The sequence below is a fragment of the Flectobacillus sp. genome (assembly GCF_049240685.1).
In the GTDB taxonomy this organism is placed as follows: Bacteria; Bacteroidota; Bacteroidia; order Cytophagales; family Spirosomataceae; genus Flectobacillus.
Window position 1 is genome coordinate 1 of the sequence record NZ_JBMLSD010000224.1, and the last position, 26508, is coordinate 26508.

The following is a 26508-nucleotide window of genomic DNA, read 5'->3' on the forward strand; positions in this document are numbered from 1 at the left end:
TTACGCCAAATAGCTTCCTATAGCAACAATATCGGCAAATACCCCCGAAGCGGTTACTTCTGCACCTGCGCCTGGTCCTTTGATAACCAATGGACGGTCGTGGTAACGTTTGGTGGTAAAAGAAATTACGTTGTCGGCGCCATCCATCATGTAGAATGGATGCGTTTTGTCGATGCTTTTTACACCAATTGTAATTTTATTGTCTTCTAATGTTGCGATAAAACGAAGTACTTCGCCTTTGGCTTCGGCTTCGTCAACCATTGTTTCAAAATAACTATTGGATACTTCCAGTTCGTTGAAAAAGTCTTCTACAGTTGGTGCTTTTTCACAATTTTCTGGTAATAATTTCAAAATGGTTACGTCTTCTGGCTCTAATCTTAGTCCGATTTCACGACCTAAAATCAAAATCTTACGAGCTACGTCCATACCACTCAAATCTTCGCGTGGGTCTGGTTCTGTATAACCTTTTACTTTGGCTTCACGCACGATGTCAGCAAATTTGACGCCTTTTTTGAAGTTGTTAAAAATGTAGGAAAGTGTTCCCGAAAGCACTCCTTCTATTTTTTCGAATCTATCGCCCGAAGCAATCAAACCTTGTAAAGTGTTGATTACAGGCAAACCAGCACCTACATTGGTTTCGTATAGAAATTTAACTCCTTTTTTCAAGGCTGTTCTATGCAACAATGCATAGTCTTCGTAACGACCCGAATTGGCCACTTTGTTTGGTGTCACAACCGAGATGTTAGATTCGAACAAACCCAAGTAATAGTTATGAATCGTCTTGTCAGCTGTACAATCCGCAAACACAGAGTTTGGTAAATTGAGACGTTTGGCTTCTTCTACAAATGCCCAAAGTTCTGCGGGTTTTCCCATGGCATCCAAGGTCTCATCCCAGTTATCCATCGAAATTCCATCGCTTGTTACGAGCATTTTTCTGGAATTCATCACTCCAACTAAATTTACTTTCAAACCTCTGTATTTTGACAAATAATTTGACTGTCCTTTCAATTGGTTTAAAAGCGCTTTTCCTATCAAACCTGTACCCACCAAGAATAAGTTGAGCGTTTTGACTTGAGAGAAAAAGAAAGTGTCATGAATAACGTTGAGAGCTTTTGAAATATCTTTTTTCTCGATAACTACCGAAATATTCAATTCGGAAGAACCTTGAGCTGTAGCTACGATATTGATACCATTTTTACCCAATACCGAGAACAATTTACCACTTACCCCCGTATGATGACGCATTCCTTCACCAACAACAGCAATTACAGATAGATTTTCCTGAATATCTATTCCTTCGATGTCGCCAATAGCGATTTCGCTTGCAAATTCTGTTTCCAAAATTTGGCGAACTTGCTGAGAATATTGTGGGTCAATAGCAAAACAAATTGAGTGCTCAGACGAAGCCTGAGAAATCAATACCACCGATATTTTGTTTTTGGCAAGAATTGTAAATAGCTTGCCAGAAACCCCAGCCACACCAATCATACCCGAACCTTGAAGGTTGACCAAGGCAAGGTTGTCAATCGAACTAATACCTGTAATAATATACTCGCTTGGTTCTGCTTGGCGACTTACAACTGTGCCAATAAAGCTAGGGTTGAAGGTATTGAGTACACGAATCGGAATATTTTTGGCAAATGCAGGTTGCAACGATGGCGGATAAATCACTTTAGCCCCAAAGTGCGTCAGTTCCATTGCCTCCGAGTACGTAATTGTAGGAATCGTAAAGGCATTTTTTACCTTACGAGGGTCGGCGGTCATCATACCGTCTACATCGGTCCAAATTTCGATTTCCTCAGAATTGAGCGCTGCACCAAATATCGAACCAGTATAGTCAGAACCACCGCGGCCTAAAGTCGTGGTTTCGCCTTTGTCGGTCGAACCAATAAAGCCAGTAATTAATTGTAATGATTTGGTTTTGGCAAAATGTTCTTGAATCAAACGATTGGTCGTATCAAAATCCACTTCAGCCATTCCGAAAGTATCGTTGGTACGAATAACTTTGCGTGCGTCCAAAAATTGACAATCAACGCCTTGCGCATGAAGAATTTCGAAAATGAGGGTAGTCGAAAGACGTTCGCCAAAACTTACGATTAAATCAGCCGTTCGAGAAGAAATCTCACGAATCAACGATACACCTTTCAATAAATCCTCAAGCTCGTTGATAATCGTTCGAATATTAGCGAATACTTTTGATTGGGCTTTTACATCTATGAGCGCTCTAACCACATTAAAATGACGCTCTTCGATAGCCTTTACAAGGTCAAAATAACTCAAATCACTCACGGAGGCTCTTTTACCTGTTTCGATAAGCTGATTGGTTACTCCACCCATTGCCGAAAATACAACGGCGATTTTTTCTCCTTTTTCAAGGTTTCCCTTGATGATGCTTAGAACTGATTGAATACTATCAATGGTTCCGCATGACGTTCCTCCGAATTTTAATACTTTCATATTTTGGTAAAGATGCTGCTTGATAAGTTGGTGTAAATGCCTCTTAAAAAGCACGCTTCTGCTTTACAACAGCAGTTTAAATGTTTATAATGGAGTACAAATATAGATAAAGCCTTGATATGATTTGACCTTTCGGAAAGCTTTTCCAAGAATAATCTTTGGGGAATTTAGGGAGCAAATAGAATATTTTTCCTGCTAAATAGTAAAATAACGGTATAAATAAATGATTAAATCTTATGCCTAGCTAAAATATTTTGCTTTATGCCTGTTTGGGAAGTTAATTTCTGGAAACCTCAACGCGAAAAAATTTGTTTTATAATTATAGAATTTCGAACAGTCCGATGTGTCGGAGTTCAATTTTACCTTTTTTAAAACCTTCAACTAGCTCTAAAACACGCATGCTCGGATACCGCTTTTCTGAATTTGTTCCGCAAGAACAAGAAGATGGGGAAAAAGCCAAATTCGACCAATTGTTAGATATTTTTAATCAATTGGTCACCATGACCTCGGGCGATGTCTCGGAGGCATTGGCTTGGCTTACCCAACTCGACAAACAATACAATCTTACCGATGACTCTTACGGTATTGCCGATTTTATCGAAGACCTCAAAGAAAAAGGATACATCCGTGAAGAAAAGGATGAAAATGGGCAACAAGCTCAAGTTCTTTCGGCTAAAGGCGAACAGAGTATTCGGAAACAATCATTAGATGAAATTTTCGGAAAACTTAAAAAAACAGGCAATTCGGGTAATCACCGCACACCTTACCAAGGTACTGGCGACGAAATGAATACCGATCGTCGGGAATTTCAATTTGGAGATTCTTTGGAGCAAATTGCCATGACCGAGTCTATTCGAAATGCGCAAATCAATAATGGTTTCGAAAACTTTATGTTGACCGAAAATGACCTCGAAATCATGGATAAGGAATACAAAGCTCAAACCTCTACAGTGTTGATGATTGATATTTCGCACTCGATGATTTTGTACGGAGAAGACAGAATTACGCCTGCTAAAAAGGTCGCTATGGCGCTTTCAGAGCTTATTATGACCAAATACCCCAAAGATACCCTCGATGTAATCGTATTTGGAAATGACGCTTGGCAGATTCAGGTAAAGGATTTACCGTATCTTGAGGTGGGTCCTTATCATACTAATACCGTCGCTGGTTTGGAGTTGGCTATGGATTTGTTGCGTAGAAGAAAAAACAAAAACAAACAGATTTTTATGATTACCGATGGAAAACCTACCTGTCTGAAAGAAGGTATTCGGTACTATAAAAATAGTTTTGGTTTGGATAAAAAGATTCTGAACAAAACCCTCACCCTCGCTGCTCAATGCCGTAGATTGAAAATTCCTGTTACAACTTTTATGATTGCTCGTGACCAATATCTCAAAGAGTTTGTTCAAGAGTTTACCAAAACTAACAATGGACGTGCCTATTATTCTTCTTTAAAGGGTTTGGGCGAATTTATTTTTGAAGACTATCAACGAAATCGTAGAAAGGATGTCAGATAAAAAGCCCCTGCTCAAAAGCAGAGGCTTGCTAGGTTGAGATTAAGCAGAAAGGAGCTTCATTTTGAATTTTAGATAAAGAGGTTATTACTTTCCAAAATTACCGAATGTTAATTGTCGCCGCACTCAAATGTATGTGAACGGCAGAATTAGATAAATAAGTGGTCGAATTAAGGCGGAGTACTCTAGAAATCGATTGAAAATTCGCCCATATCCCAAAATCAAAAATAATTTATGTCTTACAAAAATCTTTCAGCAACACAATTGCTAGCTATCAAAACCCTTGGTGAGTTAAAAAACGCAGGCTATCAGGCAAAATCTATCAAACAAGAGTTGCGTGATAACTTGATTCAAAAAATTAAAAATAAAGAAAAAGTATTTGATGGAATTTGGGGGTACGAAGATACAGTGATTCCTGATATTGAACGTGCTATTCTTTCGCAACATCATATCAACCTACTAGGTTTGCGTGGACAGGCCAAAACCCGTATTGCTCGTTTGATGGTAAATCTTTTAGACGAATATGTGCCAGTGGTAGAAGGTTCTGAACTAAATGACGACCCTCTGCAACCTTTATCACGCTTTGTCAAAGATGTTATAGCAGAAAAAGGAGATGCTACGCCTATCTCATGGTTGCATCGTGACGACCGTTACACCGAAAAATTAGCCACGCCAGACGTATCTGTTGCTGACCTTATTGGTGATGCCGACCCGATTAAAGCTGCAACCCTCAAACTGCCTTATTCTGACGAGCGTGTTATCCATTTTGGCTTGATTCCTCGTTCGCATCGTGGAATTTTTGTAATCAACGAATTGCCTGACTTACAGGCTCGTATTCAAGTTTCTTTGTTTAACATTTTACAAGAAGGTGATATCCAAATTCGTGGATTCAAATTGCGTTTGCCTTTAGATATCCAGTTTGTTTTTACGGCCAACCCTGAGGATTATACCAACCGTGGTTCAATCGTAACGCCACTCAAAGACCGTATTGATTCTCAGATTGTTACGCATTATCCAAAGACTTTAGAAATCGGTAAGCGTATTACTTTGCAAGAAGCCAATATCAAACCTGAGCAAGAACAATTGGTGACCACCAATGCCTTAGTGGAGGATTTGATTGAGCAAATTGCTTTCGAAGCTCGTCAATCAGAATATGTAGATGCCAAATCTGGGGTATCGGCAAGGATGACTATTTCGGCTTATGAAAACCTTATTTCTGCTGCCGAGCGTCGTGCTTTATTGAATGGGGAAGAAAAAACATATATACGTGTTGCTGATTTGGTTGGCGTGATTCCTGCGGTTTGTGGCAAGGTTGAGTTAGTGTATGAAGGCGAGGTAGAAGGTCCTGTAATTGTGGCTCAAAACTTAGTTGGCAAAGCCATCCGTGCGCAGTTTTTGAACTTCTTCCCAGACCCAGAAAAAATCAAAAAACTGGCAAAAGACAAAGCTGGCAAAAACCCATACAAACCAATTATTGACTGGTTTATGGATGGAAACATGATTGATATTTTCAATGATAGCTCTGATGCTGATTACTCGTCAAGACTGAGAACCATCGATGGCTTGGATGAATTAGTAGAAAAAATCTATCCAACCTTTGAAGGTCGTGAAAAATTATTTATGATGGAGTTTGTATTGCACGGACTTTCAGAATTCTCAATGATTTCAAAGAAAACCCTTGACCAAGGTCTTCAATTCAAGGACTTAACAGATTCGTTGTTTGATTTGGATAACTTCAAATTTGAAGACGAAGAATAGGATTTAGTTATTTTTGATTGAGTGTATGAATGATTGTTTTTCTATGTTTTATCAGTAGAAACGCAATGTCTTACCTTAAAAATCAAACACTAGTTCGAGACTTTGTCTCGAACTAGTGTTTGATTACAGTTTGTAAACTGTTTTAAAAAAATAAGTCCAAGACTAAGTCTTGAACTAGGAAATTTATAAAAATCACTCACCCACTCAATTAGGCCTTCGGATGCGCCTGCTCATATATCTTTTTTAGTTTTTCCATCGAATTATGGGTATATACTTGCGTGGCAGCCAAAGAAGTATGTCCCATCAAATCCTTGATAGCCGTTAAATCAGCGCCATTATTCAACAAATGCGTGGCATAGGAGTGACGCAATACGTGAGGTGATTTTTTGGTTAAGCTTGTTACAAGTGATAGATATTTTTTGACAATTCGCTGAATCATCACAGGATAAGCTTTTTCGCCTTTATTGCTTACAATCAACAAATGATGTTGAAAACCTTCTCTATCTCTGATCTCAATATATTCCTTTATCTGCGCCGAAAGATTGGCATGAATAGGCACAATCCTTTCTTTATTTCTTTTTCCTAACACCTTAATGGTATGTTGGTAAAAATCAATGTCTTTTACTTCCAACTCAATAAGTTCTGACAAACGAATACCTGAGCCATAGAGCAATTCCATGATGAGTTTGTCACGGACACCCTCAAAATCTTCTGGAAACTCCACCTTGTCCAACAACATTTCCATCTCGCTTTCTCTTACAAACGTAGGAATATTCTTGGCTGTTTTCATTGCCACGACCTTGCGCATAGGGTCTTGGTCGATGATTTTCTTGAAAAGTAAAAATTTATAAAAACTGCGAAGCGTAGCCACTTTTCGATTAATCGAACGACTGTCGAGTTTGGCTTCTGAGAGAGATACCACCCACGAACGAATCATTTGGTGGTCGGCAAGTTGAGGATGATGAAAATCGTAGGTATTGGCAAGGTAATGACTAAACTGCGACATATCATTACGATAAGCCGTAGTGGTGTGATCGCTACAACGTTTTTCGTGTTGTATGTAGGCTAAAAAAAAATTGACTATCTCTGAATTCATGATTCTAAGATAGTCAATTTTTTATGAATGCTGAACGGTTATCGGCTTAATTCGCGATTAAATGATAACATTATGAAATGAAATCAAACGTTAATTAAGACTCTAAGTTACCGTACATTTTTTGCTTGTATGAAGCACGAATTACTTCAGTACGACGCTCAACAGATGGCTTTTCGAATGCCATACGTCTACGAAGTTCTTTAACTACACCAGTTTTTTCGAATTTCTTCTTGAATCTTTTAAGAGCTTTGTCGATTGACTCGTTTTCTTTTACGTTGATAATCAGCATATTGTTTGTTTGTTTATTGCCTTAATGATAATTGAGGTGCAAAGATAAGTATTTCCAATTTGATTGTCAAGGGTTTTTATCAAACAAACCTACGCTTTTTCAGAACCTTTACGTAGTAGGTCCTCAAATCAACCCTCAAAAGAATACTTTCAATTCGTAAGTCTTTTCTCCAAAAGAATTCATAAATCAGCCTTATCTTTGTATGCTAGAATTTTCTCGGTACACATAACAACTTCAAAAGGCAATAGCCAAAAACGAAAATAGGCTATTTTTTATATATGATTTCTGTAGATAACGTAACAGTAGAGTTTGGCGGTCGTGCGCTATTTGGTGATGTAACATTCAACGTCAACGAAAAAGATAAAATAGCCTTGATGGGCAAAAACGGAGCGGGGAAATCCACTTTGTTGAAAATTATTGCAGGTGTTGACAAGCCAACGCGTGGTAAAATTTCGAAGCCAGCCGATGCTGTTATCGCTTATTTGCCTCAGCATTTATTGACAGAAGACAACTCAACGGTATTTGAAGAAACTTCAAAGGCATTTTCTAATGTGTTGAGCATGAAAGCCGAAATCGAGGAGCTAAATCACCAACTCGAAACGCGCACAGATTACGAATCTGACGAATATATGGCGATTATCGAGCGTGTTTCTGAAGTAAGTGAGAAATATTACTCTATCGAAGAAATCAATTATGATGCAGAGGTTGAAAAAATCTTGTTGGGTTTAGGATTTCTTCGTTCAGATTTTCAGCGCCAAACGAGCGAATTTAGTGGTGGCTGGCGTATGCGTATCGAATTGGCAAAAATTTTACTCCAAAATCCTGACTTGATTTTGCTAGATGAGCCTACCAACCACATGGACATCGAGTCGATACAATGGCTTGAGGACTTTTTGTTGAATAGCGCCAAAGCGGTAATCGTTATTTCTCACGATAGAGCGTTTGTTGATAATATCACCAACCGTACCATTGAGTTAACAATGGGTAAAATTTATGACTACAAAGTAAATTATACACAATATCAACAATTGCGTAAAGAGCGTTTGGAGCAACAACAAAAAGCGTTTAATGAACAGCAAAAAATGATTGCTGAAACGACAGAGTTTATCGAGCGTTTTAAAGGTACTTATTCAAAAACTTTGCAAGTGCAATCACGTGTGAAGATGTTAGAAAAATTGGATATTGTTCAGGTTGATGAAGTAGATACATCTGCTTTGAACCTAAAGTTTCCACCAGCGCCACGTTCGGGTAACTATCCTGTAATTGCAGAAGGCGTTGCCAAAAGCTATGATGATTATTTAGTTTTCAAAGACGTATCGATGACCATCGAAAGAGGCGAAAAAGTAGCTTTTGTAGGGAAAAACGGGGAAGGAAAATCGACTTTCGTTAAAGCAATTATGAACGAAATCCAATTTGAAGGCGATTTAAAAATCGGTCATAATTCGATGATTGGATATTTTGCTCAGAATCAAGCAGCTTTATTGGATGGAGAATTATCGGTATTTCAAACGATTGATAATATTGCGGTAGGAGAGATTCGTACTAAAATCAAGGATATCCTCGGTGCGTTTATGTTTAGCGGCGACGCTATCGAGAAGAAAGTGAAGGTACTTTCAGGAGGAGAAAGAACGCGTTTGGCTATGATTAAGTTGTTGTTAGAGCCCGTAAATTTATTGATTCTGGATGAACCAACCAACCACCTTGACCTTAAGACCAAAGATATTTTGAAAGAAGCTCTCAAGGCATTTGAAGGTACAATTATCTTAATTTCTCACGACCGTGATTTCTTGGATGGCTTGGCCACCAAAGTTTTCGAATTTGGCAACAAACGTGTAAAAGAGCACCTGGAAGACATTAACGGTTTCTTAAGAAATAAGAAAATGGAGAACTTAAGAGATATTGAAAGAAAGGCGTAAGTGTAATAATGTTAGGCAGTCGGCTTTCAGCTATCGGCATTCAGTAATAAGTAATCGTGCAGAATAATATTTAATTTTTCTGTTTTAGGCACTAGGCAACAGGCACAAGGCAAAGAGTTTTAACATGTTTTTAAATAACTACAGATATATTTTTGCCGAAAGCCCATTACTGAAAGCCGACAGCCAAATAGTTGAATCTTATTTTGCCTACTAACTTATAAATCTCTGGTTATTTAAAAACTCTTTGCCTAATGCCTATTGCCTGACCACTAAATTCTTATTTTGCCTAACGCCTACAACCTGTAAATTATTCGTAATTTTGCCCGAAATTTTGAATCAAAAACTTAAGAAGAGATAGCTACTCTTCCGTTTATATAATGACAAAACAATTTAAAAGAACTACTGTAACAGCTGCCTTGATTTATGCCAATGGCCCTATCCATATTGGGCATATTGCGGGCTGTTATTTGCCAGCAGATATTTACGTAAGATACTTGCGCTCGATAGGTCACGATGTGAAGTTTGTTTCCGGAACTGACGAGCATGGTGTTCCTATTACAATTAAGGCTAAAAAAGAAGGTATTACACCACAAGAAGTGGTTGATAAGTATTACAAAATCATCAAAGATTCTTTCGAGGAATTTGGGATTTCTTTTGATATCTATTCTCGTACTTCCAACAAAGTACATCATGAGACTTCTCAAGAAATGTTCAAAAACTTGTACGACAAAGGTCAATTTGTTGAAGAAGTTACAGAACAGTATTTTGATGAAAAAGCACAAACTTTTTTGGCTGACCGTTATATCATAGGTACTTGTCCAAAATGTGGTAACGAAAATGCTTACGGCGACCAATGCGAAAAATGTGGTTCAACACTATCTCCAACTGAGTTGATTAACCCTCGCTCAGCTTTGAGTGGTGAAAAACCCGTGATGAAACCTACCAAAAACTGGTATTTGCCATTAGATAAAATGCAACCAGCTTTGGAAGAATATATCGCTAGTCATCCAGAATGGAAAACCAATGTACTGGGTCAAGTAAAATCTTGGTTAAACGATGGCCTGCGCCCTCGTGCCATGACCCGCGACTTGGATTGGGGTGTCAAAGTACCTCTTCCTGATACAGATGGCAAAGTATTGTACGTTTGGTTTGATGCGCCGATTGGTTATATCTCAATGACCAAGGAGTTGACCGACGAATGGCAAAAATATTGGCAAGACCCAGAAACTCGCTTGGTAAACTTTATTGGTAAAGACAATATCGTTTTCCACTGCTTGATTTTCCCTGCGATGTGTATGGCTGATGGTCGCTTTATTTTGGCTGATAACGTACCTGCCAATGAGTTTATGAACCTTGAAGGAGATAAAATTTCAACTTCACGTAACTGGGCGGTGTGGTTGCACGAATACCTTCGTGAGTTTGAAGGCAAACAAGACGTATTGCGTTATGCCTTGGCAGCTTCTGCTCCTGAAACAAAAGACTCAGACTTTACTTGGGGAGATTTTCAAACACGTAACAACTCTGAATTGGTAGGTATCCTTGGAAACTTTGTTAACCGTGCTTTTGTGTTGACGCAAAAGAATTTTGATTCAAAAATCCCTGCACGTGGCGAGTTGACTGATTTTGACCGTCAGACTATCGAGACTTTAGCAGAATTACCAAACAAAATTGGTGATGCTATTGCCAACTATAAGTTCCGTGAGGCTTTGGCTTTGGTGATGGATGTGGCACGTTTGGGTAACAAATATTTAGCAGATACCGAGCCTTGGAAGGTAATCAAAACAGACGTAGAACGCACAGGTACAATTTTGAATATCGGTTTGCAAATTGCTGCAACTTTATCAATCGTTTCTGAGCCATTTATGCCTTTTACGGCGGCTAAATTAAGCACAGGCTTAGGTTTGTCTGGTTTGAACTGGTCTGATGCAGGAAATGCCGATTTACTAACAGCAGGAAGTCCAATTGAGTCGATTGGTTTGTTATTCGATAAAATTGAGGATACTACTGTTCAAGCACAGATTCAAAAATTACAAGACGCTAAAAAAATGAATGAATTAGCAGGAAAAGAAGTTTCAGCTATCAAAGATACAATTCAGTACGATGATTTTGCGAAAATGGACTTGCGTATCGGTACCATCGAAGCGGCAGAGAAAGTAGCTAAATCGAAAAAATTATTGAAGTTGACAGTGAACGATGGGCTTAAGCAACGCACCATCTTGAGTGGTATTGCAGAGCATTTTTCTCCAGAAGATGTAATTGGGAAGCAAGTTACTTTCTTGGCCAATTTAGCGCCTCGCCCAATGATGGGAATGGTATCTGAAGGAATGATTTTGATGGCAGAAGACAAAGATGGTTCTTTGGCTTTCTTACATCCTTCAAAGGACGTTTGGAGTGGCGCTTCTATCAACTAGAAGATTCTTGCCAATAGCTAATTTTGCAAAGGGTTATCTCTCTTCAGAGGTAACCCTTTTTTGTGAGGAAGAATGATTAATGTCAGTTCTTCTAAATTGATAAATTGTATTTATTTGAGATGTCTTCGAAAATATAATTTCCATTGAAGAAAGAATATTACTAGCCATATCCTAGTCTCAAAAAACTGATAGAACGAGGTGAAGAGAACAAAGAACCCTCTATAAATTGTATTTGATAACGTTTACGGTAACGATTGCACAAAAAAACTCTTTCAGTTACTAAGAGAAAATTATAAAACTTTTTAGATTCGTTTTATAATCAGTCCTAATATACCTTATATTGAATGAAACTGCTTCAATAAACTGATTTAATAAATTTGTATTTTTTGAATAAACCGATTTTTAGAGGATTTTATAGTAAAATAATCTTTTAGGCTTTCTAAGTAGATTTAGAAAGTAGGATTCTTTTGGAAGAAGTATTCTCTTAGTCTATTAAAACCAAATAAATAATATGCAAATTCTTCATGCCATCAGCCCAAATGAGGCAAAGGGCTTCGATACACAAGCGTTAAGAAACAATTTTTTAGTAGAGAAAAACTTTGTTGCTGATACTATTCAGCTCGTTTATACCCACTACGACCGTGTGATTATTGGGGGAGCCATGCCTGTAGAACAAGCATTGGAGTTGCCAACCTATGATAACTTAAAATCGACTTATTTCTTTGAAAGAAGAGAGGCGGGTATCATCAATGTAGGTGGTGATGGTTCAATTGAAGTAGATGGTCAGGTATTTGAATTGTCAAAATTAGACTGCTTGTACATTGGTAAAGGTTCTCAGAAGGTAACTTTCAAAAGTGCTGATGCTACTGCTCCTGCAAATTTCTTTATTTTGTCGGCTCCAGCACACCAGGTATATCCTACCAGTAAATTATCAAAAGAGGAGGCTTCTCCAGTAGCTTTAGGAAGCTTAGAAACTTCAAACGAACGTACGATTTACAAATATATCCACAAAGATGGTCTACAGAGCTGTCAGGTGGTAATGGGGCTTACAGTGTTGAATAAAGGTAGCGTTTGGAATACCATGCCATCACACGTGCACGACCGTCGTATGGAGGCCTATTTGTACTTTGATGTTCCACAAGAGCACCGTGTTTTCCATTTTATGGGACAACCACAAGAAACACGTCACATGCTAGTAGCCAACCATCAAGCAATTGTATCGCCACCTTGGTCGATTCACTCAGGTGCTGGTACTACCAACTACTCATTTATTTGGGGTATGGCTGGCGAAAACCTTGACTTTACCGATATGGATTTTGCTGCGATTGCTGATTTGCGATAATCGTATAAAACAACTTTTAAAATCTGCTGCGAAAGTGGCAGATTTTTTTTTGCAAAAACATCAAAGGTATTGATAAACAGTTGGTTGTGATTAATTTTATTGAGTCGAAGTAGGAAGTCTTTGGCACAATTTGCAAGTTTTTTTGCAAATCTTGTAAGATTGCAGAAATAGAATAAAAATAAGGACAGGAGAAGCTCCCGCCCTTATCTGTTTAACCTCTAAACCTATTTAACTATGAAAATTGATACAAATATATACTTAATGATTGGGATTTACTAAGAATTGTACAAATTTTTTTTATTGTTTCGATTTGATACATAAAGAGATATTTTGATGAGTTTTGAAAAATGTATGTATATACATTTTTTTGGGGATGAAGCCCTAATTTTTGCCAATAAGTGGAGTAAAACTAAAAGGAATAAAAACAAAAAAAGGACGAAGCCAATAGCTATGTCCTTTCAAATCTTACCTCTAAACCTATTTAACTATGAAAAATAACTGCACCTTTAATCGTGTCAAAAACTCTAAATCGCAAGCATCTTCCTAACTCTACTACCTAATCGATTCTGAGTGATAAATTTGTTTAAAAAGTGGCGTCTTCATTGAAGACGCCCTTTCCCGTCTTACCTCTAAACCTATTTAACTATGAAAAAAATTGGTGGCTTTAAGCCAAAATCTTTGTTGGTTTTTTGAGGAAAATTAAAAAGTGGCGCCTCCATTGAAGACGCCCTTTCTCGTCTTACCTCTAAACCTATTTAACTATGAAAAAAATATTTATTAGCCTTATTCGGCTATGATTTCTTAATTTAAGTATTACAAAAACCCTTCCAAAAGTTTTTTGATTTAAACTTAGCAGGTACTTTATTTTCAGTATTTTTACTTAATAAATTAACGAAAAATAGCTTTACTTGGTTCTGTTTTTCTAGTAATAATTTATATACTGATTTTTTGACGTTTGTAACTTTTTTATGTCACTTTACGCTAAATAAATAATTTGCTCAATCGTTGATTTGTACAAATTATATTGCCGTTTTATCTTGATGCAAATTTCTGCAAAGTTTTTGAATTCTCCAAATGTTTTTTTTCAATTTATTAATCTAACCTTTACATAACTATTTCAAAATCAGTGAATAGTTGGCTATAAGATGTAATTGTAGGTAAGCATACCAAAATATTATTTTGTTAAATATGCAAACTACTTTTGAAATGTTCTGAATGTATCTTTGTGAAATAATGGAAAAAATCTTCAAAAAGTACAATTACTGATTGTATTTGTTCATCGTTTGATTTGGGCCTTGAGTACAAAATGAAAGAACTATCTCACTTGCTCTATCAAGATGCTCGGATAAAAAACTCATTTCTTCATCCGTAAAATTACCTAATACGTAATCTGCTTGTCGGCCTTTCGAGAAATCACTCCCTACACCAAAGCGCAATCTATGGTATTGTTGACTGCCTAATAGCTCTTCTATATTTCTTAATCCATTGTGTCCTCCGTGTGAACCTTTCGTTTTGAGACGCAATTTGCCATAGGGTAAGGCAATATCGTCGGTAATAACTAAAAGATTTTCAGGTTCTATCTTCAACTCCTTGAGCCAGTAATTTACTGCCTTTCCACTTAGGTTCATGTAGGTTGTAGGCTTCAATAAATGTATTTGCTTACCTTTGTGCCTAAACTCGGTATGATAAGCAAGGCGACTCATTTCATATTTTAAGCCATGAGCATTGGCTAGCTTATCAATTACCATAAAGCCAATATTATGACGAGTAAATAAGTATTCGGGGCCTATATTTCCTAAGCCAACAATTAAATATTTCATTTTAATAATTCTTTTTTTGAATTGTATCCCTCCTAAATCCAATTTTTGTGATATGCTGGTACAGGGTAAGGCAGGATACGAAACTGTGTTATTTATAGATTAAATGCAATTTTTGAGAGATGATTTTTTAAAGTCTGTACCAAATAAAAATAATTCTTATAAAAAATGATACTTGAATGCATAATTCTGCAAAAAAAAATATAATCAACGTATATTTTACCTTCAAAATCCTTAAATACATTGCTTCTTGTGCAACATTACTTTGGGCTTAGGCATATCATGAATCGAAAAATGATTCGTTATAAAAGTAGGAAAGCTGCTAAACTCAGTACGATTGAGTATAAAGCACGGTAAGCAATCAGCAAAATTAACTAATTTTGCATAGTAATTAATTGCCCATGAAAAACGTAACACGAAATATTAAGTTTATACTTTTGGGAATGATTGGTGCTTTTGGCTCCCAGCATGCTTCGGGACAAAGCAAAAAGGCATTGAATCCTCCCGTTAATACAGCCAAATTTATTGAGACAGCCCCTACCGTTAGTGCAGATGGCCGAACTATGATTTTTGAGTCTAATCGTCAGGGAGAGTGGAAGCTATTTGAAACCAGAAGAAAAGGGAATGTTTGGTCTGTGCCTACTCCAATACCCAAAATTAGCGCTACGTTTTACGAAAATCAACCACTTGGTGCCCCTTGCTTGAGCTATGATGGGAATGTTTTGTATTTCTCGGCTGAAAGCAAAGAATCTTCTGGTCATGAAGATATTTTTGTCTCTGTAAAAGAATCTACAGGTTGGTCGTCGCCAACTCGATTGCCTAATACCATCAATACTACCGATTATGAAGGATATCCTTCTTTGTCGCCCGATGGACAAAAGTTGTATTTTGCCCGTGCCAAATACAATGAAAAAAACACACAAGATGCCCAGTCTTGCTACAGAATCATGGTATCCGAAAAAGCTATTGATGGAAGTTGGAAAACACCTGTAGAATTACCAAGCCCTATTAATTTGCTATGTGAAAAAGCTCCTCGAATTATGCCTGATGGCAAAACCTTAGTTTTTGCTTCGGTAAGAAAAGAAGGAAAAGGTAATTTCGATTTGTACTATTCTACGCTTCAGTCCAATAATTCTTGGTCGCCTGTTAAACCCTTAACGGAAGTAAATACACCACAGGCTGACTTATTTGCTGCTATTCCTGCTTGTGGACAAGAGTTGTTCTTTGTAGAAAATAACGATATCTATACAACACAGGTTTCTTTGTTTGCAAATCAGACCATTATTGGTACTATTACTGATTCACTGACCAACAAACCCCTTTCTACTAGAATCAATATTTTTGATAAAAACAAAGGCAATAGTTTGATAGCTTCATTTTTGTCAAATACAGAGGGAAATTATACTGCGATTGTTCCAGCCAAAGGAAATTATTCTTTTGAAATTAAAGAAGCTGGTTATTATGAAAAAAGATTAGGACTAGACCTAAGTAATCAATCAAGCTGTGAGGCAAGTGTTGAGCCTATCAGGTTGGTGATGCTCGCCAATCAGGCAAAGGTAGAGCCGACTCCAGCCAAAATTCCAGCCAATGTGCCTCAACTCAAATTGGCCTTCCAAGTAGTTGATTCACAAACTCGTTTTCTGGTTCCGGCGCAAGTAGAAATTCTAGAAAAGGGTAGTGGAAAAGCCATTGCAACCCAACAACAAGGTGCAACAGGACAAATTGCCAGCGCAGTAGCTTTAGGTCAAGAATACGAATTAGTTGTAAATGCCAAAGGATGTAATCCTGTGAGGCAAACTATCAAATACGACAATCTAAAAGAGGCAAAGCCTTTAACTCAAATTGCGCTGGAGGCCACCACTACCAATCTTAGCATAAAAGCCTTGGATGCCAGCACCAATCAGCCTGCGCCAAACTGGAAGGTAATTTTGACCGAGAATGGAACAGGAACCACAGCACAATTTGCACCACAAACAGGTACAAATTTGGTACAGCTTTATGTGCCAGAAAATCGCCAAATCAAAGTGTCTATTCAATCTGATTATTTTGAAGACAACGACCTCAATATCACTTCGCAATCAACCAATGATTTGACCGTAAAGTTGATTCCTCGGAAGGTTACGCTGATACGACTGAAGGCCGTAGACGATATCACACAAGGGATATTGTATGCCTCATTCAAAGTAAAAACGAAGAAAAAAGGAGAGGTTTTAGAGGGTAAGACTAATAAGGAGAACGAGTTTTTTGAGATTAAACTTTTAAAAGATGACGTATTAGAAATCTCGGCGGAGGCAGATGGCTATTTACCTTTTGAAAAAACGCTTGAATTTCCAGATTTTAAATTAGGTGAAAAGAAAATTGAGCTGATTGCAATGCAAAATGACCGTTATCCGATGACGGTAAAAATTGTGGATGGCGATACCAAGCAAATCATTAAGACATCGAAAGTGAAAATTGCGGATATGCTTACTGGCGAAGTAAACCCAACTACACAAGGTAATGCTGGCGAATTTAAAGCTATGATGAAGCGTAAAGGCTCTTTTGAGGTTGTAGCAAGCGCAGAGGGTTATCGACCTTTATCCCAAAAAATAGAAGATATTCCCGTGGGTGCTACGCTTACTTTTACGTTGTATAGAAATAAATCTGTTCCTGTGAGTTTTACCGTTTTGGATGCTAAAACGAATAAGCCTGTAGAGGCAAATTTAACCGTGAAGCTCGAAAAATCTAACCGTGTCGAAACTTTTCAAGGTCAATCGGAGGTAGAAATTCGGATATCTGAAAAAGAAGTATTTACAGTCGAATCTTCAGCTCCAACATTCAAGCACAAGCAAAGTACCTTTAATATGGCGGATTTGCTTGAAAACAAAAAGTACAATTATATCATTCGTCTCGAAAAAGAATATGTTCAAGTTGCCATCAAAGTAGTTGACAATGCAACAGGTACCAAAGTTGATGTTCAGAAATATGCGCTATATGATTTGTCAGATAAAAGTGCAAAGCCCGAGGTAGTTATTGCCAACGATGGTTCGCCAAGTATGTCGATTTTACCAGAAAACAAATACCGCATCGAGTTGGTTGCGGCTGGATTTGAACGTTTTTCTCAGGAAATTATTAATTTTTCTGGTACAGAACTGGTATGTAAAATGACAAGAGTGGCATCTGATATGACAGTAGTTTTGACTGCAAAAGATTCTATTTCACAAAAACCATTAGAAGCCATATTTAAGGTGACCAAAGCAGATGGGAGCGTTGTGAGTCAAGGGTTGACTCTATCTGGCAAAATGGAGTTTAAGTTTGTTATTCCTGCTTTTGGCACCTATTATGTAGAAACAGTAGTCAAGGGATATTCCGTTAAAAAAGAGAAAATTTCGATTCCAGACCTTTCTGCCAATAGAAGTTTTAGTGTGTATTTCTCAAGAGATTTCTCGGTGCTTACGGCTCGACCAGTTCATGCCGAAACCCGCGAATTGTTGAAAGATGCCTTGGTAATAATGACAGATTTGCAAACCAACAAAATGGTATCTGCCATGGTAACATTACCAAACGGAGAGGTAAGTGCAAATCTGACGCCTGGACATACTTACAAAATGAAAGTAAAAGCAGCAGGTTTTGAGGAATACGAAACACAAATACAGGCTACAAGCGACGATCAGCGTAAAGATTTGGAATTACAACCCTTCAAAAAGTATCTTATTCAGTTGTACGCAATCGATGCGGTCAAAAAGTCAAGAGTACCTGCAAGTATCAAGATTAGTGCTCCAGGAGGTGGTACTATTGCCGAAGGTAGTACGGATACTCGTAACGAATATGTATTGGCATCATTGATGGATAAAGTAAATTATACCATCGAGGTAAAAGCCGACGGATATAAGTTATACGATGGCCGATTTACGCTAGATGAAAGTATGAAAAAAGATAAGGATAAGACCGCAATTTGGCTCGAAAAAGAAACAATCTTGTCTTTCTCTGTAATTGATGCAAAATATAAAAATATCGTGAACAATGTTACCGCACATTTGACCGATTTGAAGTCCTCGCAAGAGCTTGCACTCAGTCTGAAAAACGATATATTTAGTGCTGAATTGAGCCCTGTTGCTTCGTATCAGTTAGAAATTCAAGCAGAGGGTTATATGCCTTATTCTGCTAAAATAGAGCCTTCATCGGTTGTCAATAAGAAAGAGATATTACTGTCTCGTACCAAAGAAAACACGCAGATTCCTACTGTGGTAGCTAAAGCAGAAGCACCTGCTGCCAAAAATGCTCCAGATGTGGTTCAGAAAATTGAGAAAGGGAAATCTTTTGTACTCAACAACGTGTATTTCGAACAAGGAAGTTTTATTCTTCAGAAAGAGTCTTATCCTGAGTTAGATAAAGTCGTAACGATGTTGAAACAAAATCCACAAACTAAAATCGAAATCGCAGGACATACCGATAACGTTGGTGACCCAAGATTGAATAAAGCTTTATCCGAAAATCGTGCTAGAGTGATTCTGAATTATTTTGTGAGCAAGGGTATTGATGATAAACGTTTGACATTCAGGGGTTATGGAGGTACGCAACCCGTAGCACCAAATGATAATGAAGATAGTAAGAAAAGAAATAGAAGAGTTGAGATTGTCGGGATTCAGTAGGAGGGAAGGAATGATTTTATAATCGATTTTTTATAAATAATCATTCTGAGGGAACAGAAGTTAGTAGGTATGAATGCTGGATTAAGAGTTAGAACTGTACGGAAGATTTCTAACAATTGCGGATTTGGAATTTCGGAAATAGACCTTTTTTGTATCCTTTGTACACGACTAATTTCGAGTTGTGAATTGTAAGTATAAATTTTTCATTATCAGTGCCTTAATTTTAGTTATTTGAATTAGGCAATAGGCAAATAGTTTAGAATTGTTTTTTTAAAAAACAAAGACATCTGTTTGTCCAAAGCCCACAGCTCAAAAAAGCATTTTTTACTAATCTAACTCTTATGAAAGCTCCTCGACTGATTATGGTATTCTTGGTATGGCTAAAAATTGCCTCACTCCAAGCACAAGCTCCGCACGAACGTTTGTATGAACTGCGTACGTATTATGCTAGTGAAGGAAAATTTGATGCCTTATTGAATCGTTTCAAAACTCATACGCTCAAACTTTTTAAAAAACATCAGATGAAAGTTGAAGGCTTCTGGGTGCCAGTCGACAACACAGAGGGAAAGTTGGTTTATTTATTATCCTTTCCTAATAAGGCTGCCAAAGAAGCCTATTCCAAAGCTTTTGTGGAAGATCAAGAATGGAAAAAGGTAGTGGCAGAAACCACAAAAGAGGGAGAGATTGTTGCTAAAATAGAAAGTGTAGACTTGAAAATGACTGATTTTTCACCATACGATTGGAAAAATATAGGAAATCGTGTGTTTGAACTAAGGGTTTATAAAGCCACTCCAAACAATCTTGGTAACTTGCTCGACCGCTTTAAAAGTCATACAATTGAGTTACTCGAAAAACACGGTATTCATAACTTGATATATTGGACACCCATCGAGGGTAGTCAAGGGGCAGATGATATGCTGTACTACTTTGTAGCGCACAAGGATAAGGCTTCGGGACTTGCTTCTTTTAAGGAGTTTGACTCTGACCCTGCTTGGAAAAAAGTCAAAGCCGAGACAGAAGCAAAAGCTGGTGGTTTGTTGACAGTCTATCTGAAATCCGAATATTTATTGCCAACAGATTTTTCGCCTATCAAATAGCTTCGCTCGTTAATGTGTAAAGTAAAACTCTTTTTACCTAATTTAAGAAACAATTTATACACGCTCACAAGTTGTATAAAGAACAAATCAACAACTTTTACAATAGACTGAGGGATTATACTGAAATGCCCTTATAAACATTATGTCAAAATTAGCCATTATCACAGGTGCAACATCTGGTATAGGTAGAGCCACCGCAGAAGCATTTGCCGAATTAGGGATAGATTTAATCATTTGTGGCCGACGTGTGGAGCGCCTCAATGAGTTGAAAGAAGAGTTATCATCTAAAGTAAAAGTACATACCTTAACATTTGATGTACGCGACCGTGAGGCTGTAGAAACAGCATTGAATAGTCTTCCAGAAGAATTAAAACAAGTGGATATTTTGCTCAATAATGCGGGTAATGCTCACGGTTTGGGTACAATTCAAGACGGTGATGTAGCCGACTGGGATGCCATGATAGATGGCAATGTGAAGGGGCTGCTTTATGTTTCCAAAGTCGTGATGCCTTGGATGATTGCTCGTCAGACTGGGCATATCGTAAACATAAGTTCTATCGCAGGCAAGCAGACATATCCAAATGGTAATGTATATTGTGCCTCAAAAGCAGCCGTGGAAGCTATTTCAGAAGGAATGCGCCTCGATTTGAATCCGCATAATATTAAAGTTACGAATATTGCTCCTGGGGCTGTCGAAACAGAGTTTTCGATGGTAAGATTCAAAGGAGATGCTCAAAAATCTGATGCAGTTTATCAAGGTTTTCAGCCGCTAGTGGCCAAGGATATCGCTGATATTATTGCCTTTACCGTTACTCGTCCTGCTCATGTTGTTTTAGCGGATATTTTGGTATATCCCACTGCTCAGGCCTCACCAGCAGTAATCAAGCGACAATAGGCCTTAAATCTACAACAAGAAAGCTCAATACCAATGATATTGAGCTTTTCATATTCCGAACTTATTTATGGTAACTAATTATTTCTAATTCCGAACGTGTACATCTCTAAAACGAAATGCCCACAATAAATGTTATTTTGGCTAATTTAAGCGATGCAAAAAAATGCGAAAAATTGGTATTCGAGAATGGAGAAGTACTTATACAAGATTAGTAGCAGGTAATTAAGAAATACGTTTGTACTAAAATCGATGAAACTCAACTCTTCCTTTTGATTCCTAATCAAAATTATGAATACTTCCTTGAATATGTGGAATCTAACTCCGATTATTGAGTGAACGGCATTCTTTGATAAGAAGCTAAAATTTGGAGTTTTGAACTGTGGAGAAAGAGTAATATCTCAAAATATCGCTCTTGAGGAATAACAGATGAGCATTAATAGATTTGCAGAAATTAGCATGAATATGTTTTTTTCTGCAAATCTTCATAATAGTATACTATAAAAGTCTTTGACGAACAGCCTCGTACAATACTACACCATTGGCTACCGAAACATTCAATGAACCTACACGCCCAGCCATTGGAATACTGGCTAGTTCGTCTGCTGCTTTCAACAACTCATCCGATATACCATCTTCTTCAGAACCCATAATGATGGCCGTAGGGATTGTCATATCCACTTCGTATAAATTTTTCGAAACTTTTTCGGTACAACCAACTACCTGAATACCTGATTCTTGAAGGTATTTTACAGTTTGGGCAAGGCTTTCTTCGCGACAAACTGGTAAGAAATTGAGCGCTCCAGATGAGGTTTTCATAGCATCTGCGTTGATTTGTGCTGCCCCTTTTGTTGGAATTACGATGGCATGAACACCAGTACATTCTGCTGTACGAGCAATTGCCCCAAAGTTTCGAACATCGGTTACTCTATCCAAAATTAAAAGTAAAGGCGTTTCTCCTTTTTCGTAGATACCTGCTACCACGTTGTCTAACTTGGCGTAGTTGATGGCAGATACGAATGCAATTACCCCTTGGTGATTTTTGCGAGTAACACGGTCTAGTTTTTCTGTAGGAACTTTTTGAACGGGAATACCACGAAGGCGAGCAAACTCCAACACTTCAATAGAACCCAATTCTCTTTGTACTAAAATCTTATCGATTTCTTTCCCTGAGCGCAGTGTCTCCAATACCGATTGAACCCCAAAAACAATATCTTTATTGTCGGGTTTCGGCGCATGATTAAAATATTTGAAAGGCTTTTTAGGCCCATCAGATTTTTGTTCGAATGACATTTTGTTGAATATAAATATAGCCTAAAGCTATGTTTGGAATTAACAATCAGATAGATATAAATACCTTTGCTGCTTGTTAATGAAAAATTTTAGCAAAGTTCGTAAAGTTTTTGGCAGTAACCAACAACTAGCGCATTCTTATCTCAATCATGAGTCATCCCGAATTTTTAGGAATAGGATTATTCTTCAAGTTTTTATCAAAAAAGCGGTCGAAAATTATTTTTTCAACCGCTTTTTAAATGCTATTATGCTCGATATAAATGGCTTGAGACGCAATCATAGCGTCTCTACTGTTAGAATACAAATTTTCACAAAATCACTAAATTAGGGATGTCTCATGTTTCAGATAATCAATAAAATCGACTTATAAAATTTTGTGTTTTAAACACCAGGCAAAGAGTTTTAAAATGTTTTTTGTTTTGCCGTTTGCTCAAGGCTCAAAAATTAAATTTTTTTATCTATGTAAAAAGAAAGATTAAATTAACAGTATATCTGAGGCAAAATATGACTATACCCTTTTGATTATGAATATCTTCAGATAACCAAAACACTATTAACTAATAACGTTTTCCTACTTATTAACCTTATGATTATTTTACAACAACATCTCCGTTACGCCATTGGTCAACTGTTGGATACCAAATAGACTGATATTCGGCGTAGCGTTGCAACTCGTAATGATCTTCAGTAAATTGATTCGCTCGTCTGTTGAATGTGAAGTTAACTTCCGAATATTGACTATTTCGGGTGTATGTCCAGATTTCTTTATCTTTTGTGCGAACAACTTTAGTAGGGTCTCCCATGATAATCCACACCATTCCTTTATCTGTTTTCCAACCTTCTTTATAGGTACTATAAAGTTTATTGGCTTGTTCTACCCGTTGGTAAAAAGCCTTAATGGTTCTTTTGGCATTGTTTTGATTGCCTTGCATGATATTCAACCAATAGTTATCAAGTGCTTTTTTGGGTTCGTGAGAACTTCTCAAATCTGCGGCTTCGGTTGTTGTACTCATATAAATCAGAGGTTTAACCAAATTTTCAGGTCGGGTCATTCTAGGAAAGCGTTTATCTACCACCATCAGGCCAATACCAAAGGCTTCAGAGGTATCTCGGGTCATATAATACAAAGATTCTATGTTGAGTTGGATTACCTTATTGGTTTGTATGCTAAAAACCGAGTCGGTATATAAGCTTTTTTGCGGTACACGCTGTCCTGTAGCCATAGGAGAGAGCGCTGGGTCAAAATCATATTTATACCGCATTGTTTTGAATAGAATGCTTTTATTGTCCAAGCTTTTAAGCATGACAGAGTCGCCAGCGTTGATAAAACTTTGTAAAATAGGTTTGTTGCCAGTTTTATCAAAAAACATATAATAATCGCCCACCTTCCCTGATTGAAATCTAACATAACAATCGTTAATTGTTTTGTTGTTGGTTCGATTATCGCGTATCTCCGTAAAAACAACACCCGTGAATAAGTCTTTTGGCTTAGGGACATCGAACGATGCAATATACCAACCATTATCTTCGAGGAGTGGGTTGGTCGAGATATTAACATTGCCACTGGCCAAAGCTTGCTTATTGCTGTTGTATTCGGCAAATAATTGATAGTTGATTACAATTTCTTTACTCACTTCTGCCAAAGAAGAAGGACGGTCAAGAAAGAAATTGACATAAACCCTCAAAGTGTTACCATTATCCAAAAATTTACTTTTGGTAAGTATTCTTTGTGAAACAACTCGGTTTTCTTGGTTACCAGCAGATGGCCGTACCGTTGAATTTGTTGCTGTACATCCACTCAATAAAATAAGTGCGACAAAGAGGTAAAGTAATTGTTTCATAGGAATTCAATATGAGTAAGCTCGTTTTCGACCCACAAAGCGTAGGGAATTTTGTGATGTTTCAGTGCAAAAAGGGAAAATACCCTAAAAAATCAACTGACCCAAACTTATTTTGGATAAATAACGAACCAATTTAAGGAGTATTTTTCTGATGTCAAGCAAAAGCGGTAATTTTGAAAAAAAATACAAAGACTCCAAGTAACAAAGCGTGGATACTCACACTTTTTTTGACAAATTGGATTTTACTAAAGAATACAATGTATAAAACTACAGAAATCGCATCTTCCGAAATTGTATCCGACAATCCTGTGCATCAGCGTTTGTTATTCCCTTATATCGAAGCCGCTAAAATGGTTTCAGGCAACCTACTCGAGATTGGTTGTGGTACTGGCCGTGGTGTTGCTGTTTTGGCACCATCGGTTACTAATTACACAGGTGTGGATAAGAATGAACCTTTGATGACGAAATTATCTGCTGAGTATCCCACATTCAAGTTTATCGATATGTTTTTGCCCCCGCTAAAAGGGCTAGAAGATAATACCTTCGACTACATTGTTACGTTTCAGGTAATCGAGCATATCGAAGATGACTTGGCATTTATCAAAGAAGCTTACCGTGTGTTGAAACCTGGAGGAAAGTTGATTTTGACTACTGTAAATCGTAAATATTCTTTGAGCCGCAATCCTTGGCATGTACGCGAGTATCTTGCTGATGAATTAAAAGGCTTGATTTTAAAAGTATTCCCAACAATCCAAACAAGAGGCATTCATGGAAATGCCAAAGTGATGGCGTATTATGAAGAAAATAAGCGTTCGGTAGAAAAAATCACTCGTTTTGACATTTTTAATTTACAATACCGTCTTCCAAGATGGATGTTACAAATTCCGTACGATATTGCCAACAGATTAAGTCGTAATATCATTCAGAAAAGCGATGGAAAATTGGTTTCAGATATTACTTGGCAAGATTATTTTATTAATGATGATGCTGAAAACTGTTTCGACTTTTTCTATATCGCAACCAAATAAAGTATCAAAATAGGATAGGTTTATTGAATATAAGTAAAAAGACGTTATTCGCTAACAGTAAATTAGTTATTGTAATGTATTTATAATCAAAAGGTTGTCCTCAATTTTTACCTTTGAGATACTATTATTGTAATCTTTCCTGCTACTTAAGTTAGCAAGTATTCGTGAAAAATAAGATTTAATTTTTTTATTTTTAGGTACAAGGCAAGGCGTTTTAAATTGTCTTTTAGTAACAATAGATATGTTTTTGCTGAATGCCGAAAGCTAAAAATCAAATTTTATTTTGCGTATAAACTTAAGAAGTTAAAACTTAGTTTATCATGGATTTTCTTCCACAAAATATAAATGATTATTCAGAACAGCACACTACGCCAGAAAGTGAGTTGTTGAGAAAGTTGAATAGAGATACGCATGTCAAAATCCTACAGCCTCGTATGCTTTCTGGTCATTTACAGGGGCGATATTTGGCAGAGGTAAGTTATATGATGCGCCCACGTCGTATTCTGGAGATTGGGACTTATACGGGTTATTCGGCGCTTTGTTTGGCAGAGGGATTGGTCGACGATGGTAAGATTATTACGATAGATGTAAATGAGGAGTTGGAAACTTTTACCAGAGGTTTTTTTACAGAATCACCATATTCTGACAAAATAGACTATCGTATTGGCGATGCAGCCGAAATTATACCAACGCTAGATGATGTCTTTGACTTGGTTTTTATTGATGCCGATAAAATGAATTATTCAAAATACTATCACTTAGTTTTTGATAAAGTTCGAAAAGGTGGATATATCCTATCCGACAATGTACTATGGAGCGGCAAGGTAGCGAATATAGAGGAAGGAAAAAAAATAGATAAAGACACTAGAAATTTGTTAGATTTTAATAAAATGTGTCACGACGATCCCAGAACTGAGAATATCTTATTGCCCTTGAGAGATGGAATCATGATTTCGCGAAAATTATAATCCAATACTTAAATCATGAGCCAGCCATACGATATTATATAAAGGCCTATTTGTTCAATTTTAGTCGAGTTGTGATAAGATTTTTTATCAAAATAGCCCAAAATAACATTTAACACTCTTTGGCTTGTGCCTAAACACATAACTCGTATCTGATTTTG

The 26508-nt window shown here is 37.2% G+C and carries 16 protein-coding genes; 10 read left to right on the forward strand and 6 right to left on the reverse strand.

Annotated features, from left to right (window positions below):
- Entirely contained in the window at positions 1–2457 is a 2457-nt protein-coding gene (gene thrA, locus ACOVQ4_RS10130; protein WP_421820527.1) for a bifunctional aspartate kinase/homoserine dehydrogenase I, read from the reverse strand.
- 398 nt (positions 2458–2855) lie between these two features.
- Here thrA and ACOVQ4_RS10135 point away from each other — a divergent pair, with 398 nt between their 5' ends.
- Together ACOVQ4_RS10135 and ACOVQ4_RS10140 are read left to right on the forward strand one after the other, a co-directional pair.
- The gene (locus tag ACOVQ4_RS10135; RefSeq protein ID WP_421820528.1) at positions 2856–3974 is read left to right on the forward strand and encodes a vWA domain-containing protein; all 1119 of its coding nucleotides are present in this window, start codon (positions 2856–2858) and stop codon (positions 3972–3974) included.
- Positions 3975–4205: 231 nt separating this feature from the next.
- Positions 4206–5729 carry a magnesium chelatase gene (locus ACOVQ4_RS10140; RefSeq protein ID WP_421820529.1) on the forward strand — a complete coding sequence of 508 codons (1524 nt, stop codon included), beginning with the start codon at positions 4206–4208 and terminating at the stop codon, positions 5727–5729.
- A 208-nt stretch (positions 5730–5937) separates the two neighbouring features.
- Here the strand turns inward: ACOVQ4_RS10140 and ACOVQ4_RS10145 are convergent, their stop codons facing one another.
- Complete coding sequence (locus tag ACOVQ4_RS10145) at positions 5938–6825, reverse strand: tyrosine-type recombinase/integrase (protein WP_421820530.1); 888 nt, start codon at positions 6823–6825, stop codon at positions 5938–5940.
- A gap of 94 nt (positions 6826–6919) precedes the next feature.
- A complete protein-coding gene (gene rpsU / locus ACOVQ4_RS10150; RefSeq protein ID WP_095160389.1) occupies positions 6920–7114 on the reverse strand; it encodes a 30S ribosomal protein S21 in 195 nt (64 codons plus the stop codon).
- A gap of 278 nt (positions 7115–7392) precedes the next feature.
- On the opposite strand from rpsU, the gene ACOVQ4_RS10155 reads away from it, so the two are divergent.
- The 3 genes from ACOVQ4_RS10155 to kduI all read left to right on the forward strand — a co-directional run bounded on the left by ACOVQ4_RS10155 (position 7393) and on the right by kduI (position 12783).
- On the forward strand, positions 7393–9030 hold the full coding sequence (locus ACOVQ4_RS10155; RefSeq protein ID WP_421820531.1) for an ABC-F family ATP-binding cassette domain-containing protein: 1638 nt from the start codon (positions 7393–7395) through the stop codon (positions 9028–9030).
- A gap of 377 nt (positions 9031–9407) precedes the next feature.
- Complete coding sequence (gene metG, locus ACOVQ4_RS10160; RefSeq protein ID WP_421820532.1) at positions 9408–11441, forward strand: methionine--tRNA ligase; 2034 nt, start codon at positions 9408–9410, stop codon at positions 11439–11441.
- A gap of 511 nt (positions 11442–11952) precedes the next feature.
- A complete protein-coding gene (gene kduI, locus ACOVQ4_RS10165) occupies positions 11953–12783 on the forward strand; it encodes a 5-dehydro-4-deoxy-D-glucuronate isomerase (protein ID WP_421820533.1) in 831 nt (276 codons plus the stop codon).
- 1259 nt (positions 12784–14042) lie between these two features.
- Here kduI and pth read toward each other — a convergent pair.
- Positions 14043–14603: an aminoacyl-tRNA hydrolase gene (gene pth / locus ACOVQ4_RS10170; protein ID WP_421820534.1), complete on the reverse strand. Its 561-nt coding sequence runs from the start codon at positions 14601–14603 to the stop codon at positions 14043–14045.
- Between the two features lie 398 nt (positions 14604–15001).
- On the opposite strand from pth, the gene ACOVQ4_RS10175 reads away from it, so the two are divergent.
- The 3 genes from ACOVQ4_RS10175 (at position 15002) to ACOVQ4_RS10185 (ending at position 21223) form a co-directional block, all read left to right on the forward strand.
- A complete protein-coding gene (locus tag ACOVQ4_RS10175; RefSeq protein ID WP_421820535.1) occupies positions 15002–19231 on the forward strand; it encodes an OmpA family protein in 4230 nt (1409 codons plus the stop codon).
- A gap of 341 nt (positions 19232–19572) precedes the next feature.
- Positions 19573–20328 carry an NIPSNAP family protein gene (locus ACOVQ4_RS10180; protein ID WP_421820536.1) on the forward strand — a complete coding sequence of 252 codons (756 nt, stop codon included), beginning with the start codon at positions 19573–19575 and terminating at the stop codon, positions 20326–20328.
- 142 nt (positions 20329–20470) lie between these two features.
- A complete protein-coding gene (locus tag ACOVQ4_RS10185) occupies positions 20471–21223 on the forward strand; it encodes an SDR family NAD(P)-dependent oxidoreductase (protein ID WP_421820537.1) in 753 nt (250 codons plus the stop codon).
- 495 nt (positions 21224–21718) lie between these two features.
- Here the strand turns inward: ACOVQ4_RS10185 and rlmB are convergent, their stop codons facing one another.
- Both rlmB and ACOVQ4_RS10195 read right to left on the reverse strand, forming a co-directional pair.
- Positions 21719–22513, reverse strand: coding sequence for a 23S rRNA (guanosine(2251)-2'-O)-methyltransferase RlmB (gene rlmB / locus ACOVQ4_RS10190; RefSeq protein ID WP_421820538.1), 795 nt, complete (start codon positions 22511–22513; stop codon positions 21719–21721).
- Positions 22514–23103: 590 nt separating this feature from the next.
- Positions 23104–24354, reverse strand: a complete 1251-nt coding sequence (locus tag ACOVQ4_RS10195) for a GWxTD domain-containing protein (RefSeq protein WP_421820539.1) — start codon at positions 24352–24354, stop codon at positions 23104–23106.
- A 257-nt stretch (positions 24355–24611) separates the two neighbouring features.
- Here ACOVQ4_RS10195 and ACOVQ4_RS10200 point away from each other — a divergent pair, with 257 nt between their 5' ends.
- Together ACOVQ4_RS10200 and ACOVQ4_RS10205 are read left to right on the forward strand one after the other, a co-directional pair.
- Positions 24612–25382 (forward strand): class I SAM-dependent methyltransferase, encoded by a 771-nt coding sequence (locus ACOVQ4_RS10200; RefSeq protein ID WP_421820540.1) that lies wholly within the window; start codon positions 24612–24614, stop codon positions 25380–25382.
- A 320-nt stretch (positions 25383–25702) separates the two neighbouring features.
- Entirely contained in the window at positions 25703–26350 is a 648-nt protein-coding gene (locus ACOVQ4_RS10205) for an O-methyltransferase (protein ID WP_421820541.1), read from the forward strand.
- Positions 26351–26508: the final 158 nt, after the last annotated feature.

What these genes read in the sequence shown, in the direction of transcription:
- ACOVQ4_RS10180 (WP_421820536.1), top strand. Translation starts at nt 19,573, where the DNA reads ATGAAAGCTCCTCGACTGATTATGGTATTCTTGGTATGGCTAAAAATT.
- kduI (WP_421820533.1), top strand. Translation starts at nt 11,953, where the DNA reads ATGCAAATTCTTCATGCCATCAGCCCAAATGAGGCAAAGGGCTTCGAT.
- ACOVQ4_RS10205 (WP_421820541.1), top strand. Translation starts at nt 25,703, where the DNA reads ATGGATTTTCTTCCACAAAATATAAATGATTATTCAGAACAGCACACT.
- pth (WP_421820534.1), bottom strand. Translation starts at nt 14,603, where the DNA reads ATGAAATATTTAATTGTTGGCTTAGGAAATATAGGCCCCGAATACTTA.
- metG (WP_421820532.1), top strand. Translation starts at nt 9,408, where the DNA reads ATGACAAAACAATTTAAAAGAACTACTGTAACAGCTGCCTTGATTTAT.
- ACOVQ4_RS10185 (WP_421820537.1), top strand. Translation starts at nt 20,471, where the DNA reads ATGTCAAAATTAGCCATTATCACAGGTGCAACATCTGGTATAGGTAGA.
- ACOVQ4_RS10155 (WP_421820531.1), top strand. Translation starts at nt 7,393, where the DNA reads ATGATTTCTGTAGATAACGTAACAGTAGAGTTTGGCGGTCGTGCGCTA.
- ACOVQ4_RS10195 (WP_421820539.1), bottom strand. Translation starts at nt 24,354, where the DNA reads ATGAAACAATTACTTTACCTCTTTGTCGCACTTATTTTATTGAGTGGA.
- rlmB (WP_421820538.1), bottom strand. Translation starts at nt 22,513, where the DNA reads ATGTCATTCGAACAAAAATCTGATGGGCCTAAAAAGCCTTTCAAATAT.
- rpsU (WP_095160389.1), bottom strand. Translation starts at nt 7,114, where the DNA reads ATGCTGATTATCAACGTAAAAGAAAACGAGTCAATCGACAAAGCTCTT.
- ACOVQ4_RS10140 (WP_421820529.1), top strand. Translation starts at nt 4,206, where the DNA reads ATGTCTTACAAAAATCTTTCAGCAACACAATTGCTAGCTATCAAAACC.
- thrA (WP_421820527.1), bottom strand. Translation starts at nt 2,457, where the DNA reads ATGAAAGTATTAAAATTCGGAGGAACGTCATGCGGAACCATTGATAGT.
- ACOVQ4_RS10145 (WP_421820530.1), bottom strand. Translation starts at nt 6,825, where the DNA reads ATGAATTCAGAGATAGTCAATTTTTTTTTAGCCTACATACAACACGAA.
- ACOVQ4_RS10175 (WP_421820535.1), top strand. Translation starts at nt 15,002, where the DNA reads ATGAAAAACGTAACACGAAATATTAAGTTTATACTTTTGGGAATGATT.
- ACOVQ4_RS10135 (WP_421820528.1), top strand. Translation starts at nt 2,856, where the DNA reads ATGCTCGGATACCGCTTTTCTGAATTTGTTCCGCAAGAACAAGAAGAT.
- ACOVQ4_RS10200 (WP_421820540.1), top strand. Translation starts at nt 24,612, where the DNA reads ATGTATAAAACTACAGAAATCGCATCTTCCGAAATTGTATCCGACAAT.